General features: G+C 69.2%; 12 protein-coding genes. 3 read left to right on the top strand and 9 right to left on the bottom strand.

Features of this window, described 5'->3' with window-relative positions; all coding sequences use genetic code 11:
* Positions 1–4: 4 nt before the first annotated feature.
* From H8N03_RS03685 to cyoA, 7 genes are read right to left on the bottom strand one after another with little or no spacing between them, the layout of a single operon-like run.
* Entirely contained in the window at positions 5–541 is a 537-nt protein-coding gene (locus H8N03_RS03685) for a response regulator transcription factor (RefSeq protein WP_222622795.1), read from the bottom strand.
* Positions 531–1,856, bottom strand: coding sequence for an ATP-binding protein (locus H8N03_RS03680; protein ID WP_255428024.1), 1,326 nt, complete (start codon positions 1,854–1,856; stop codon positions 531–533). Before H8N03_RS03680 ends, H8N03_RS03685 begins: the two co-directional genes overlap by 11 nt.
* Positions 1,857–1,866: 10 nt before the next feature.
* Entirely contained in the window at positions 1,867–2,604 is a 738-nt protein-coding gene (locus tag H8N03_RS03675) for an SURF1 family protein (RefSeq protein ID WP_222622794.1), read from the bottom strand.
* 2 nt (positions 2,605–2,606) lie between these two features.
* Positions 2,607–2,972: a cytochrome o ubiquinol oxidase subunit IV gene (gene cyoD, locus H8N03_RS03670; protein ID WP_187074750.1), complete on the bottom strand. Its 366-nt coding sequence runs from the start codon at positions 2,970–2,972 to the stop codon at positions 2,607–2,609.
* Positions 2,969–3,592: a cytochrome o ubiquinol oxidase subunit III gene (cyoC, locus tag H8N03_RS03665; RefSeq protein WP_187074749.1), complete on the bottom strand. Its 624-nt coding sequence runs from the start codon at positions 3,590–3,592 to the stop codon at positions 2,969–2,971. The genes cyoD and cyoC overlap by 4 nt, the downstream gene beginning before the upstream one ends.
* Before the next feature lie 14 nt (positions 3,593–3,606).
* Positions 3,607–5,595, bottom strand: a complete 1,989-nt coding sequence (cyoB, locus tag H8N03_RS03660; protein ID WP_187074748.1) for a cytochrome o ubiquinol oxidase subunit I — start codon at positions 5,593–5,595, stop codon at positions 3,607–3,609.
* A 3-nt stretch (positions 5,596–5,598) separates the two neighbouring features.
* Positions 5,599–6,591, bottom strand: coding sequence for a ubiquinol oxidase subunit II (gene cyoA, locus H8N03_RS03655; RefSeq protein WP_255428023.1), 993 nt, complete (start codon positions 6,589–6,591; stop codon positions 5,599–5,601).
* A gap of 147 nt (positions 6,592–6,738) precedes the next feature.
* Between cyoA and H8N03_RS03650 the strand changes: the two genes are divergently transcribed.
* The 3 genes from H8N03_RS03650 to H8N03_RS03640 all read left to right on the top strand — a co-directional run bounded on the left by H8N03_RS03650 (position 6,739) and on the right by H8N03_RS03640 (position 12,109).
* The gene (locus H8N03_RS03650; protein ID WP_187074746.1) at positions 6,739–8,082 is read left to right on the top strand and encodes an MFS transporter; all 1,344 of its coding nucleotides are present in this window, start codon (positions 6,739–6,741) and stop codon (positions 8,080–8,082) included.
* Positions 8,083–8,445: 363 nt separating this feature from the next.
* Positions 8,446–9,966, top strand: a complete 1,521-nt coding sequence (gene adh, locus H8N03_RS03645) for an aldehyde dehydrogenase (protein WP_187074745.1) — start codon at positions 8,446–8,448, stop codon at positions 9,964–9,966.
* Positions 9,967–10,123: 157 nt separating this feature from the next.
* Positions 10,124–12,109: a sigma-54-dependent Fis family transcriptional regulator gene (locus H8N03_RS03640; protein WP_187074744.1), complete on the top strand. Its 1,986-nt coding sequence runs from the start codon at positions 10,124–10,126 to the stop codon at positions 12,107–12,109.
* 42 nt (positions 12,110–12,151) lie between these two features.
* Here the strand turns inward: H8N03_RS03640 and H8N03_RS03635 are convergent, their stop codons facing one another.
* Together H8N03_RS03635 and pedF are read right to left on the bottom strand one after the other, a co-directional pair.
* Positions 12,152–12,973, bottom strand: a complete 822-nt coding sequence (locus H8N03_RS03635; protein WP_354005071.1) for a substrate-binding periplasmic protein — start codon at positions 12,971–12,973, stop codon at positions 12,152–12,154.
* Positions 12,970–13,440 (bottom strand): cytochrome c-550 PedF, encoded by a 471-nt coding sequence (pedF, locus tag H8N03_RS03630; protein WP_187074742.1) that lies wholly within the window; start codon positions 13,438–13,440, stop codon positions 12,970–12,972. The genes H8N03_RS03635 and pedF overlap by 4 nt, the downstream gene beginning before the upstream one ends.
* Positions 13,441–13,483: the final 43 nt, after the last annotated feature.

The following is a 13,483-nucleotide window of genomic DNA, read 5'->3' as shown; positions in this document are numbered from 1 at the left end:
CAATCTACTTCACCCGCTGCTTTTCCAGCTTCCGCGCCAGCGTGCGCCGGTGCATGCCCAGGCGTCGCGCCGTCTCGGAGATGTTGAAGCCGGTCTCGGCGAGCGTCTCGTGGATGCGCTCCCACTCCAGCGTCTTGATGCTGGTCTGGCGTTCGGTGAGCTCCACCTCTGCATCGCCTTCGGCGCGCGCGAACGCGGCCTCGATGTCGTCGGTGTTGGCGGGCTTGGCGAGGTAGTGGCGCGCGCCGAGCTTGATGGCTTCGACGGCCGTGGCGATGCTGGCGTAGCCGGTCAGCACGACGATCACCATCTCCGGATCGTGCTCGTGCAGCAGCTGCACGCAGGCAAGCCCCGAGGCACCACCCGCCAGCTTGAGGTCCACGACCGCGTAGGCGGGCGCATGCCCTTCGAGAACGGCCCTGGCGCTCTCCAGGTCGGACGCGCGCAGCACGCGGTAGCCGCGGCGCTCGAAGGAGCGCGTGAGCGTGCGCGCGAAGGCGTCGTCGTCCTCCACGACCAGCAGTTCGCGCTCAGCGTCCATCGTCGGCATCCTCCTGCGGCATCAGGGCGGCCAGCGGCAGCGTGATCTCCACCTCGGCGCCCCCGGGGACATTGTGCGCCGCGATGTGTCCCCCCAGCGTGCGTGCGACATTGAAGGCGAGGAAGAGCCCGAGGCCGCGGCCCGAGCCCTTGCTGGACTGGTAAGGCGTGCCCAGGCGCTCCAGGATGTCCGCGGGGAACCCGGGGCCGCGGTCCTGCACGCGCAGGCTCAGCGTGTCGTCGTCCCAGCGCGCATGGAAGTGCAGCGGCTGCTCCGGCGCCGCCTCCAGCGCGTTGTCCAGGATGTTGTGGATCATCTGCTTGAGCGCCGTGTCGGAGATGATGGGCAGGTCCAGCCCCTCCCGGCGGAAGGCGAGCTCGGCGCCGCGCGTGCGCTTCCACTCGTCCACCAGGGTGTCCAGGAAGGCGTTGAGCGTCGTCTCCTCCGGCGCGTCGCCGCGCGTCTCCCCGGCGGAGCTCAGGATGCCCGCCACGATCGCCTTGCAGCGCGCGATCTGCCGCTGCATCTCCTCGATCTCCTCGCGCAGCTCGGGCTCGCCCGCGAAGGGCGCCATCCGCGACCAGTCGCCCAGGATCACGGACAGCGTGGCGAGCGGCGTTCCCAGCTCGTGCGCGGCTCCCGAAGCGAGCAGGCCCATGCGCACGATGTGCTCCTCCTCCGCCGCGCGCTGCCGCAGCTTGGCGAGGGCCTCGTCGCGCTGGCGCAGGTTGCGCGAGATGCGGCCGATGAAGATCACCAGCAGCGCCGCATTCAGCACGAAGCACACGAGCAGGCCGCCGACGTAGTCGGTGGAGAGGACGGCGTCGAACAGTCCCGACAGGGCCAGCGGCCGGTGCCACAGCGTGAGCGCGATGAAGGCGCCCGTCGTGGCCGCCACCAGCGCCCACACGTAGCGGGGCCGCAGCAGCACCGAGGCGACCGCCACCTGCAGCAGGAACAGGAAGATGAAGGGGTTGGTGATGCCGCCCGCGTAATAGAGCTGCCCCGTCAGCACGGCGACGTCCACCAGGAGCCCGGCGAACAGTTCCGCGTTGACCACCGGCAGCGACAGGCGCGTGCGCAGCCAGCTCGCCACGTTGAAGAGCGCCAGGATCGCGAGCAGCGTGAGCATCTCGCGCACCGGCAGCTCCACCTGCAGCAGCGTCTGCACGACCAGCACGGTGAGCAGCTGGCCGGCGACGGCAAGCCAGCGCAGCTCCACCAGCTGCAGCAGGTTGCGGTTGTGCGCCAGGCGTTCCGGCGCCATGCCGGCGACGGCGGGCGCCGTGGCGGGAAAGGTGGATGGAGTCAGCAACCCGGGGCCCTCAGGCCGTCGGGCGACGGCGGCGGTGGTCGAGCAGCACGTAGCCTACCGCAGCGGCCGTCATGGCGGCGAGCGCGAACCAGGTGAGGGCGTACACCAGGTGGTTGTTCGGGAACTGGAGCACCGTGAGGCCGGGCCGGGGCCAGTCAGCCGGCGCGCCGGGGAGTGCCACCTCGTCGACGAAGTAGGGGGCGACCGTCCCGGGGAGGTGCTGCGTTTGCGCGATGGCGGCAACGTCGCGCGAGTACCACCGGCCCTCGGCGGCATCGTTCTTCTGCAGCAGCCGGCCGCCCGGCTCGCTGAAGCGCAGCAGGCCGGTGACCGTCTCTTCCAGCGCACCCTGCGGCACGCGCTCGCGCAGGTCGGAAGGGACGAAGCCGCGGTTGACCAGCACCCAGTGGCCTTGCTGCGTCTGCAGCGGCGTCAGCACCCAGAAGCCCTGCCCCAGTCCCGTCGTGGCGGCCACGAGCACTTCGCGCTCGTAGTCGAGGCGGCCGTGGACCTGGACGCGGCGGTATTCGTCGTCGCGCGTGAGGAGGTCCCATTGCGCGGGGCCGGGCGCGGGAACGGGCGCGCCGTTCGCGTTGCGCTCCACCCGCGCGATGAGCGCCTCCTTCCACCCGAGCCGTTCGACCTGCCAGGCCCCCAATGCGACGAAGCCCACGCACGCCACCGCGCAGGCGGTGAGCATCACCACCAGCGCGCGGAGCGAGCGCGGGCCTCGCGCGGGAACATCCATCGTCAAGGCATGTTGCGGACCGTGTGAGGATCCATCGGCATCATGTTCGTGTTCATGTGGTACATGACCCAGATCGAGCCGGCCAGCATGATCACCACGACGATGATCGTGAACAGCGTCGCGAGCATGGTCCAGCCGCCTTCCACCTTCGCGTTGAGGTGCAGGAAGTAGATCATGTGCACGACCACCTGCACGGCCGCGAAGCCCACGATGATGAACTTCGTCGCGTCCGGCGGCAACACCTTGGCCATGACGAGCCAGAAGGGGATGGCCGTGAGGATCACGGAGAGGACGAAGCCGACGAGGTAGCCTTTGACCGTGGCGTGGTAGCCGACGTCGTCGTGGTCGTCGTGGTGGGCGGCGCTCATTGCAGGGTCCCCATGAGGTACACGAAGGTGAAGACGCCGATCCAGATGACGTCCAGGAAGTGCCAGAACATCGACAGGCACACCAGCCGGCGCTTGTTCTCGCGCGTCAGGCCCAGCTTGCCCACCTGGAACATCAGCGTCACCAGCCAGATGCAGCCGAAGGTCACGTGCAGGCCGTGGGTGCCCACGAGCGTGAAGAAGGCGGACAGGAAGGCGCTGCGCTGCGGCCCCGCGCCTTCGTGGATCAGGTGCGAGAACTCGTAGATCTCGACGCCGAGGAAGCCCAGGCCCAGCAGGCCGGTCACCGCGAGCCACGCGAGCAGCTGCTTCTTCCTGCCGGCCAGCATCGCGATCATCGCGAAGCCGTAGGTGATGGAGGACAGCAGCAGCAGGCCGGTGTTCACCGCCACCAGCGGCAGGTCGAACAGGTCGGCGCCGGACGGGCCGGCCGCATAGCTGCGGCCCAGCACGGCGTAGGTGGCGAACAGGACGGCGAAGATGAGGCAGTCGCTCATCAGGTACATCCAGAACCCGAACAGGGTGCCCTGCTGCGGGTGATGGCTGCCGTCGTCGTAGAAGACCGGCGCGGCGCCGTACGTTGTCACTTGCGAAGAAGACATGGTCTCGTGGTTCCTCAGGCGGCGGCCAGGGCGCGGGTGCGGGCGTCCTCGCTGCGCGTCACCTCGTCCGCCGGGATGTGGAAGTCGCGGTCGTAGTTGAAGGTGTGGAAGATGGAGGCGGCGATCACGGCTACGAAGGCGATGCCGGCCACCAGCCACATGTGCCAGACCAGCGCGAAGCCCAGGGCCGTGGCGAGCATCGCGATCACGAAGCCGGCCGCGGTGTTCTTCGGCATGTGGATGGGCTGGAAGCCGGTGGTCGGGCGCTGCGCGCCGCGCTGCTTCATGTCGTGCCAGGCGTCGGTGTCGTGCACCACCGGCGTGAACGCGAAGTTGTAGTCGGCGGGCGGCGAGGCCGTGGCCCACTCCAGCGTGCGGCCGTTCCACGGGTCGCCCGTCACGTCACGCAGCTGCTCGCGCCGCAGGTAGCTCACCACCAGCTGGATCAGGAAGGTGGCGATGCCGATGGCAACCAGGCCCGCGCCGACGGCGGCGACCTGGAACCAGATCTGCAGCGACGGGTCGTCGAAGTGGCTCACGCGGCGGGTCACGCCCATCAGGCCCAGGATGTACAGGGGCGTGAACGCGACCCAGAAGCCCACCAGCCAGCACCAGAAGGAGATGCGGCCCCAGAAATCATCGAGCTTGTAGCCGAAGGCCTTGGGGAACCAGTAGTTGATGCCGGCGAAGATGCCGAACACCACGCCGCCGATGATCACGTTGTGGAAGTGCGCGATCAGGAACAGGCTGTTGTGCAGCACGAAGTCCGCCGCGGGCACGGCCAGCAGCACGCCGGTCATGCCGCCGATCACGAAGGTGACCATGAAGCCCACGGTCCACAGCATCGGCAGCTCGAAGCGGATGCGGCCGCGGTACATGGTGAACAGCCAGTTGAAGATCTTCGCGCCCGTCGGGATCGAGATGATCATGGTCGTGATCCCGAAGAACGAGTTCACGCTGGCGCCCGAGCCCATGGTGAAGAAGTGGTGCAGCCACACCAGGTACGACAGCACGCCGATCACGCAGGTGGCGTACACCATGGAGGCGTAGCCGAACAGGCGCTTGCCGCTGAAGGTGGCGACCACCTCGGAAAACACGCCGAACACCGGCAGCACCAGGATGTAGACCTCGGGGTGGCCCCAGATCCAGATCAGGTTCACGTACAGCATGGCGTTGCCGCCCAGGTCGTTCGTGAAGAAGTTGGTGGCCAGGTAGCGGTCGGCGGTCAGCAGCGCCAGGGTCGCGGCCAGGATCGGGAAGGTCGCCACGATCAGCACGTTGGTGACCAGCGAGGTCCACGTGAAGACGGGCATCTTCATCAGCTTCATGCCCGGCGCGCGCATCTTGATGATGGTCGCGATCAGGTTGATGCCGGACAAGGTGGTGCCTATGCCGGCGACCTGCAGCGCCCAGATGTAGTAGTCCACCCCCACGTCCGGACTCGCGAGGATGCCCGAGAGCGGCGGATACGCCAGCCAGCCGGTCTTGGCGAACTCACCCACGAACAGCGAGACCATCACGAGGATCGCGCCGCCGGTGGTCATCCAGAAGCTGAAGTTGTTCAGGAAGGGGAAGGCCACGTCGCGCGCGCCGATCTGCAGCGGCACGAGGTAGTTCATGAGGCCCGTCACCAGCGGCATGGCCACGAAGAAGATCATGATCACGCCGTGCGCCGTGAAGATCTGGTCGTAGTGGTGCGGCGGCAGGAAGCCGGCGTTCTCGCCGAAGGCGACCGCCTGGTGCATGCGCATCATGATCGCGTCGGCGAAGCCGCGCAGCAGCATCACGATGCCCAGCACCATGTACATGATGCCGATCTTCTTGTGGTCGATGCTGCAGATCCAGTCGCGCCACAGCGGGCCCCACAGGCGCAGCCTGGTCAGGCCGCCCAGGACGACGAGGCCGCCGAGGACCACGCCGGCGAAGGTGGCGATGAGGATGGGCTCGTGCAGGGGAATGGCTTCCCATCCCAGCTTGCCCAGGAGCAATTCACTCAGAGTCATGGCTTATTGCGCCGCGGCGGCGGCGTCGGGGCGCGGCAGGCCCAGCGGGTTGTCGGGGGTGCAGAGGGCGGCGACGACGGAGCGGTCGCCCCGGCCCGTGGACTGGCGCAGCACGCCGTCCACGTTGCCCTTGCCCAGGCCACCGGCGGCGTCGATGGCCATCATCTGGTGGGCGCACATCTTCTGGCCGTCCACGCAGCGGTTCAGGACGGCTTCGTACAGGCCGTCTTCCACCTTCGCGTAGCGGCGCACGGGGTCCTTGTGGCTCGGCTTTTCCAGCTGCAGGTAGCTGGCGCGGCCGAGGACCTCGCCGCCCTTCTGGTTGTTGGCCACCCAGGCCTCGAAGTCACCGTCCGTGAGGCTCAGGACCTTGAAGCGCATGTCCGAGAAGCCGGCGCCGCTGTAGTTGGCGGACAGGCCTTCGTACGTGCCGGTCTTGTTCATGACCGCGTTCAGCTTGGTCTGCATGCCGGGCATGGCGTAGACCATGCCGGCCATGGCGGGCACGTAGAAGGTGTTCATCACCGTCGACGCGGTCATGCGGAATTCCACGGGACGGTCCACCGGCAGCGCCAGCTCGTTCACCGTGGCGATGCCCTGTTCCGGGTACAGGAACAGCCACTTCCAGTCCATGGCGACCACGTTCACCACCAGGGGCTGCGTGCCGGCGGGCACCGGGCGCTGCGCGTCGATGCGATCGAGCGGGCGGAAGGGGTCCAGCTTGTGGGTGCTGATCCAGGTGATCGCGCCCAGGGCGATGATGATCAGGAGCGGCACGCCCCAGATCACCAGTTCCAGCTTGGTGGAGTGGTCCCAGTCCGGCGTGTAGGTCGCCTTGGTGTTGGACTGGCGGTACTTGTACGCGAAGAACAGGGTCAGGGCGATCACCGGCACGATGATCAGCAGCATCAGGAAGGTCGACGTGACGATCAGCTGCGCCTGTTGCACGGCGATGTCGCCGTGGGGCTTCATGACGATCAGGGAGGAGAGGGACATCAGGATGACAAGACGCTGGGGAAAACGCTGATTGCGTTTCGGTCGCGAATGTATCCTCATTGAGCCAGATCAAACATTGGACATTTTGTCCCACCCGTCGTCCCGCCCGGCTCCCGGTTTCCAGCTTCCCCGCTCCGTTTCGCCTCGATGACCTCCGTTTCCAGCGCTTCCCTCCCCTTCCCTTCCCCCCTCACCGGCGCCCACGGCGCGAACCCCGAGAACTCCAGCGAAGCCGCCAAGGTCGCCCCCGGCGACATCGCGGTAGGCGTGGTGGTCGGCCGGGCCTCGGAATACTTCGACTTCTTCGTCTACGGCATCGCCTCGGTGCTGGTGTTCCCCGCGGTGTTCTTCCCGTTCGCCGGGCGCTTCGAGGGCATCCTCTGGGCCTTCGCGCTGCTGGCGCTGGCCTTCGTGGTGCGCCCGGTCGGCACCCTGCTCGGGATGGCGCTGCAGCGCCGCTTCGGCCGCGGCGCCAAGCTGACGGTCGCCCTCTTCCTGCTCGGAAGTTCCACGGTGGGCATCGCGCTGCTGCCGTCCTACGGCGCTGCGGGTGCGGCGGCCATCGGGTTGCTGGTGGCCTGCCGCATCGGGCAGGGGCTGGCGCTGGGCGGGTCCTGGGACGGCCTGCCTTCGCTGCTCGCCCTGAACGCGCCGGAAGGCAAGCGTGGCTGGTACGCCATGCTGGGCCAGCTGGGCGCGCCCCTCGGCTTCCTGGTGGCCTGCGGCCTGTTCGCCTACCTCTGGGGCAACCTGTCCACCACCGACTTCCACGAGTGGGGCTGGCGCTTCCCCTTCTTCGCCGCCTTCGCGATCAACGTGGTGGCGCTCTTCGCCCGCCTGCGCCTGGTGGTGACGCACGAATACGAGCGCGAACTGCAGGCCAACGAGCTGGAGCCCTGCGACACGCGCGAGCTCTTCAGGCAGCAAGGCCACAATGTCGTGATCGGCGCATTCGCGGCGCTCGCTTCCTACGCGCTGTTCCACCTGGTCACCGTCTTCCCGCTGTCGTGGGTCATGCTGTACTCCGAGCAGGAGATCAGCCAGTTCCTCGCCGTCGAACTCGTGGGCGCCGTGCTGGCGGGCCTCGCCATGCTGGCTTCCGGCTGGCTCGCCGACCGCTTCGGTCGCCGCAACACCCTGGGCACGCTCGCCATCGCCATCGGCGTCTTCAGCCTCGCGACGCCCTGGCTGCTGGGCGGCGGCAGCATCGGCCAGGACGCCTTCATCCTCGCCGGCTTCGTGCTGCTGGGCCTGTCGTACGGCCAGTCCGCGGGCGCCGTGGCGGGCAACTTCCTGCCGTCGTTCCGCTACACCGGCTCTGCCCTCACCACGGACCTGGCATGGCTCATCGGCGCGGCCTTCGCCCCGCTGGTCGCGCTGTACCTCTCGGCCCACTTCGGGCTGGTGGCGGTGAGCCTGTACCTGCTGTCGGGCGCCGTGTGCACGCTGCTGGCGCTGCGGACGAACCGGTGGCTGTCGCTGCGGGATTGAGCCGGTCGTGGTTCCGGAAGCCGCCCTCGGGGCGGCTTTTTTTTGGGCGCTTCACCGAGCGCCGCGCGGGTTCGGGCAGAAGAACGCAGAAGTCGCAGAGGTTGCGCAGAGGTCGCAGAGAACAGCCGAGGGCGCTCCAGGTCTTCTCTGCGACCTCTGCGCACCTTTGCGACCTCTGCGTTCTGAAATCATTGCTCCGCGCTGTCCTCCCCTGCTGTTCCGCGACGGAACAGTCTCCCGCGTCTCCTCCGTACTAGCCCGCGCAAATCGCCCCTGGCGGCCATGCCCGGCGCTGGCACGCGCTTCGCAATGACGAAGCCGCAGCACCTTCGATCCCGATGGGCGCAACCTGGAGAGAAATTCATGGACATGCTCGAACCCGGCCGCTTCGGCTTCCCCGTCGCCTTCCGCAAGCGCTACGGCAACTACATCAATGGCGAATGGCTCGCACCGGCCCAGGGCCAGTACTTCGCGAACATCACGCCCATCACCGGCCAGCCCTTCTGCGAAATCCCGCGCTCCACCGCGGAGGACGTCGAGCGCGCGCTCGACGCCGCGCATGCCGCGAAGGGCAAGTGGGGCGCTACCTCGCCCGCCGAGCGCGCGAACGTGCTGCTGCGCATCGCCGACCGCATGGAGCAGAACCTGGAGCTGCTGGCCACCGCGGAGACGTGGGACAACGGCAAGCCGATCCGCGAGACGCGCGCGGCGGACCTGCCGCTCGCCATCGACCACTTCCGCTACTTCGCCGCGTGCGTCCGTGCGCAGGAAGGAACGGTGGGCGAGATCGACCGCGACACCATGGCGTACCACTTCCACGAGCCGCTGGGCGTCGTCGGCCAGATCATTCCCTGGAACTTCCCGCTGCTGATGGCGGCGTGGAAGCTCGCGCCCGCGCTCGCCGCCGGCAACTGCGTGGTGCTCAAGCCCGCGGAGCAGACCCCGGCCTCCATCCTCGTGCTGATGGAAGTCATCGGCGACCTGCTGCCCCCGGGCGTACTGAACGTCGTCAACGGCTTCGGCCTGGAAGCGGGCAAGCCGCTCGCCACCAGCAAGCGCATCTCCAAGATCGCCTTCACCGGCGAGACCTCGACGGGCCGGCTGATCATGCAGTACGCCAGCGAGAACCTGATCCCGGTGACGCTGGAGCTGGGGGGCAAGTCGCCCAACATCTTCTTCCCCGACGTGCTGGCGCGCGACGACGGCTTCCTCGACAAGGCGGTGGAAGGCTTCGTGATGTTCGCGCTGAACCAGGGCGAGGTCTGCACCTGCCCCTCGCGCGCGCTGGTGCACGAGTCCATCTACGAAGCCTTCATGGAACGCGCGCTGAAGCGCGTGGAAGCCATCGTGCAGGGCAACCCGCTCGACCCCGCCACCATGATCGGCGCGCAGGCTTCCGCCGAGCAGCTGCAGAAGATCCTGTCGTACCTCGACATCGGCAAGAGCGAAGGCGCGCAGTGCCTGGCAGGCGGCGAGCGCAACGAGCTGCCCGGCGACCTGAAGGGCGGCTACTACGTGCGGCCGACCGTGTTCAAGGGCCACAACAGGATGCGGATCTTCCAGGAGGAGATCTTCGGGCCGGTGGTGTCGGTGGCGACCTTCCGCGACGAGGAGGAGGCGCTCGCGATCGCCAACGACACGCTGTACGGCCTCGGCGCCGGCGTGTGGACGCGCGACATGAACACCGCCTTCCGCATGGGCCGCGCGATCCAGGCCGGCCGCGTGTGGACCAACTGCTACCACGCGTATCCCGCGCATGCGGCCTTCGGCGGCTACAAGCAGTCGGGCATCGGCCGCGAGACGCACAAGATGATGCTCGACCACTACCAGCAGACCAAGAACATGCTGGTGAGCTACAGCGAGCAGCCGCTGGGCTTCTTCTGAGCCTGCGCCCCGGTTGACGGGGATCAAGCGCCGGCCCGCGGACTGTGTCACTTTGGAGCACTCCGCGGGCCGCGCCGCGTGCGGCGGGCAGGGAATCCCGCGATGCCGCCGGCGCGCGCAGCGGCGACAGTGCAAGCATCCGGAAAGGACGCGTCCCATGACCGCCATGCCCCTGGCCCGCGAGGGCCCCGTCGCCTCCGGCACGCTCCCGATCGCCGAGCCGCAGCACGTGGAGGCGATCTCGCGCTCGCACGAACGCTGCGAGGCGCTGGGCCTGTCGCGCCGCGACCGCCCCGAGCACGCGCGCGTGGCACGCGCCGAGCTGGCCGCGGCGCGGGAGCGCAACCTGCGCCTGCACCTGCATGCCGCGCCGCTCATGGAGATCCTGCTGGAGCAGATCATGGCGACGCAGAGCATGGTGGTGCTCACCGACGCGCAGGGCACCGTGCTGCACTCGGTCGGCCACGACGACTTCCTGCAGCGCGCATCGCGCGTGGCCCTCGCGCCCGGTGCCAACTGGTCCGAGGCGAGCAAGGGCACCAATGCGATCGGCACCGCGCTCGTCAACGAAGCCCCCACCGTCGTCCACGCGGGCGAGCACTTCATCCACGCGAACGGCTTCCTCACCTGCTCCGCGGCGCCCATCCTGGACCCGCGCGGCAACCTGCTGGGCGTGCTGGACGTCTCGGGCGAGCACCACTCGTACCACCTGCACACGCTGGGCCTGGTGAAGATGTCGGCCCGCATGATCGAGAACCACTGGCTCTCGGACGATTTCCGCAACGGGCTGCGCCTGCACTTCCACGGCCGGCCGGAGTTCATCGGCACCTTGATGGAAGGCATCGTCGCCGTCGACCACGATGGCCGCCTGCAGGGCGCCAACCGCAGCGCGCTGGAGCAGCTGCACTGCAGCGGCGCGGCCTTGCGCATGCAGAGCACGCTGTCGCTGTTCGGCGTGGCGGTCGGCGCCATCGTCGACCACTTCCGCTCGCCGATCGCGCCGCCGATGGTGCTGAACCTGCCCGACGGCCGCACGCTGCACATGCGCGCGGCCTTCAGCTGGCCGGCGTGGCAGGCGCTGGGCGCGCCGCAGGCGCAGGCGCAGGCACCGCTGGACATCGCCCCACCCGTCGCGGCCGCAGGCAGCCTCTACGCCGCGGCCGTCGGCCTGCGCGCGCCCGCGCAGGGCAACAGCGGGATCTCGGGCCTGCACTACCTGCGCACGGGCGACGCCCAGATGGAAGCCGTCGTGGCCAAGGTGCGCCGCGTGCTGGACCGCGACATCTCGATCCTGGTGCTGGGCGAAACCGGCACCGGCAAGGAACTGCTCGCGCGCGCGATCCACCACGATTCCGCCCGCTCCCGGCAGCCCTTCGTGGCGGTGAACTGCGCTTCCATCCCCGAGAACCTGATCGAGTCGGAGCTGTTCGGCTACGAGGACGGCGCCTTCACCGGCGCGCGGCGCAAGGGCGCCCCGGGCAAGATCGTGCAGGCCCACGGTGGCACGCTGTTCCTCGACGAGATCGGCGACATGCCGCTGGCGCTGCAGGCGCGGCTGCTGCGCGTGCTGCAGGAGCGGCAGGTGACGCCCCTGGGTTCCACGCGCTCGCTGCCGGTGGACGTGGCGGTGGTGAGCGCCACGCACCGCGACCTGTCGGCCATGATCGCGGCCGGTACCTTCCGCCAGGACCTGTACTACCGCCTCAACGGGCTCGTCGTGAAGCTGCCTGCATTGCGGGAGCGCAGCGACCTCATGGTGATCGTGCAGAAGATCCTGCGCGCGGAAACCGAGGGGCGGCCGCTCGCCCTGCACGAGGAAGTGGCCGCGCTGCTGCAGGCCTACCGGTGGCCGGGCAACATCCGCCAGCTCGCCAACGTGCTGCGCACGGCGGCGGTGATGGCGGGCGGCGAACGCACGATCACGCGCGAGCACCTCTCCGACGATTTCCTGGAGGATGCGCAGCGGGCCTTGCCGGAAACGGCGGCCTCCTCGCGTGGCACGCTGGAAGACCTGCAGCTCGCGACGATCCGGCGCGCGCTGGAGGAAGCAGGCGGCAACATCTCGGTCGCGGCGAAGAAGCTGGGAATCAGCCGGAACACGATCTATCGGCGCCTGCGGTGGGGGGATGGCGAGCCCTCCTGAGGCCGGCGCGAGCTGGGGTGCGGGCGTCGCCCGCAACCCAGCCTACAGTCGCGGCTCGACGCGGTGCGCCCGGAAGATCGCCTGCAGCTCCCCGCTCGCCTGCAAGGACTGCATCCCCTGCTGCAGGGCCGCGGCGAGTTCGTCCGCGTCCTTGCGCACGGCGCAGCCCACGGCCCAGCCATCGCGCGGCGCGCGCGGCGCGGGCAGCGGCTGCAGCGCGAAGCGCGCGTCGCCCGCGAGCACCGACTCCAGTTCGGACGCCAGGCCCGCGGCGGCCGCCACCTCGCCGCGCTGCAGTGCCTCTGCCGCGGCCACGCCGTGCGGCAGGTGCGTCTGCAATTGCTCGCGCAGCAGCCCGCCTTCGGCACCGAGCATCAACCAGCCCGCAAGCGACAGGCCCGCGACCGCGATGGGCTGCCCGCGCAGCGCTGCGAGCGACTCCAGCGCGGGCAGCCGCTGCCGATCGAACGCGACCGCCACCCGCTCGCGGTAATAGGGCGCGACGATCCGCACCTGCGGGGTGGCGCGCATCAGCGGCGCGTCGACGGGCACGTGCAGCAGCACGTCGGCCGGGCCCCATCCGAGGTAGTGGCCCTTCCACACCGCGTTGCGCAGGTCGTCGCCCATGTTCTCGCCGGCCGCGAAGGGCAAGGCGGAGAAGCCGAGGCCCAGTTGCGCGGCGAGCGCGCGCGCCAGGTCCACGTCGATGCCGCGGCCCTGTGCGTGGAAGGGCGGCATCTCCTGGTAGAGCGCCACCTGCAGGCTGCCGCGCTGGCGGATGCCCTGCCAGCCGCCGGCATGCACGGCCGGCAGGGCGAAGGCGAGCGCCGCCGCGACGCCGCGCTTCAGGAACGCGCGCCTCACAGCGGCTTCTCCCGGCGCGTTTCCAGGTAGCTCTTGATCGCCCACACCGCCTCCTGGCTCAGGACGCCGGAGAAGGGCGGCATGTACACCGCGCCATTGCGGCTGCGGCCGTTGCGCACGGCGGTGGTGAAGTACTGGTCGTTCTCCTTCGCGCACGCCGCCTTCTTGCGGGCGTCGCGCTGCGCGGCACAGTCGTTGTCCAGGCGGCGCAGGTCCGGGGCAATGCCGCCGGAGATCGCCTCCAGGCCGTGGCAGCGCGCGCAGTTCTGGTTGAAGGCGGAACTGCCGATGCGCACCGCGTCCGCGTTGGCGCGGTAGGGGTTCTCGTCGCGCCAGTCGGCGCCCAGCGCAGGGAGCCCGCGCGTGTCGACGGCCTGCGGCGTGACGTCGCCGTGCGCCAGCGCGGCGCCGGCGGCGAGGAGGACGCCGGCCGCGATCGCGGCTTGAAGGAAAAAGGGCTTGCTCATGTCGCTCTCCTGGAGGAATGTCGAAAGTCGGGGGATTCGGGGG

It is taken from the genome of Ramlibacter cellulosilyticus (assembly GCF_014297465.1).
Lineage (GTDB): Bacteria > Pseudomonadota > Gammaproteobacteria > Burkholderiales > Burkholderiaceae_C > Ramlibacter > Ramlibacter cellulosilyticus.
The sequence above is the reverse complement of the archived record's forward strand: the minus strand, read 5'-3'. Positions and strand labels throughout refer to the sequence as shown.

Coding starts and splice junctions, on each gene's coding strand:
- H8N03_RS03685 (WP_222622795.1), bottom strand. CDS start 541: ATGGACGCTGAGCGCGAACTGCTGGTCGTGGAGGACGACGACGCCTTC.
- H8N03_RS03675 (WP_222622794.1), bottom strand. CDS start 2,604: ATGGATGTTCCCGCGCGAGGCCCGCGCTCGCTCCGCGCGCTGGTGGTG.
- cyoD (WP_187074750.1), bottom strand. CDS start 2,972: ATGAGCGCCGCCCACCACGACGACCACGACGACGTCGGCTACCACGCC.
- cyoC (WP_187074749.1), bottom strand. CDS start 3,592: ATGTCTTCTTCGCAAGTGACAACGTACGGCGCCGCGCCGGTCTTCTAC.
- cyoB (WP_187074748.1), bottom strand. CDS start 5,595: ATGACTCTGAGTGAATTGCTCCTGGGCAAGCTGGGATGGGAAGCCATT.
- cyoA (WP_255428023.1), bottom strand. CDS start 6,591: ATGTCCCTCTCCTCCCTGATCGTCATGAAGCCCCACGGCGACATCGCC.
- H8N03_RS03650 (WP_187074746.1), top strand. CDS start 6,739: ATGACCTCCGTTTCCAGCGCTTCCCTCCCCTTCCCTTCCCCCCTCACC.
- adh (WP_187074745.1), top strand. CDS start 8,446: ATGGACATGCTCGAACCCGGCCGCTTCGGCTTCCCCGTCGCCTTCCGC.
- H8N03_RS03640 (WP_187074744.1), top strand. CDS start 10,124: ATGACCGCCATGCCCCTGGCCCGCGAGGGCCCCGTCGCCTCCGGCACG.
- pedF (WP_187074742.1), bottom strand. CDS start 13,440: ATGAGCAAGCCCTTTTTCCTTCAAGCCGCGATCGCGGCCGGCGTCCTC.